The 676-nt window shown below is 46.0% G+C and carries 1 protein-coding gene; it reads right to left on the bottom strand.

Translation table 11 applies throughout. The annotated features are described in order from the left end of the window. The coding region (locus tag R7P74_RS26805) for a methyltransferase (protein WP_318123697.1) at nucleotides 1-676 on the bottom strand (676 nt) is incomplete at both ends.

Genomic DNA, 676 nt, shown 5'->3' on the forward strand with positions numbered 1-676 from the left:
ACGGTATCGCCCGCGCTCAACTGCGCCTTCACTTTCTTCAAAATATTTAAAATTTCAATTGGAGAGAAACAATCTAAGAACTGGCTCATCCACCAAATATCGGCATGATCAGGCAATGTTTGGGCTTTAGCAAGCATATTGGCAGGATACGGATGCACGCGTTCGCTGAGCTTATTCTCTGCCACGTTAGACATCGCGACTTCCAGTTGCTGCGGCAAATCAACAATGGTCACATGCACATCTTTATCGTAGTTGCAGCACTGCATTGCCCATTTACCCGTATTGCCACCGATATCGACAATATGTTTTGGCTCATTGGCAAACACTTCTTTAAGCAGCAATGGGAAAGAACGATCCGAATAGAAGTGATCAAACTTAAACCAGCTCTGCTTAGCTTGCTCAGGTAATGTCGACAACCCTTGATAGATGGTTTCCCAATCGCCCAACTCTTTCAGTCCAGCAGGTTTGCCGTCTTTGATTGCTTCAGTCAGGTGCATCATCGCGGCATAACAAACGTCGGCCGTGAAATCCATGTTTGCTTGGGTCATGCCATCGTACAACAAGTAGAACCCGAGGTTGGCCAGTGAGTAGTTAGGTTTTTCCCACAAAACAATGTGCGCACTTATCGCCATGTCTAGCAGCACTTTGACACCATATTCTGACACGCCTGTTTTTT

The sequence above is a fragment of the Vibrio sp. 2033 genome (assembly GCF_033339735.1).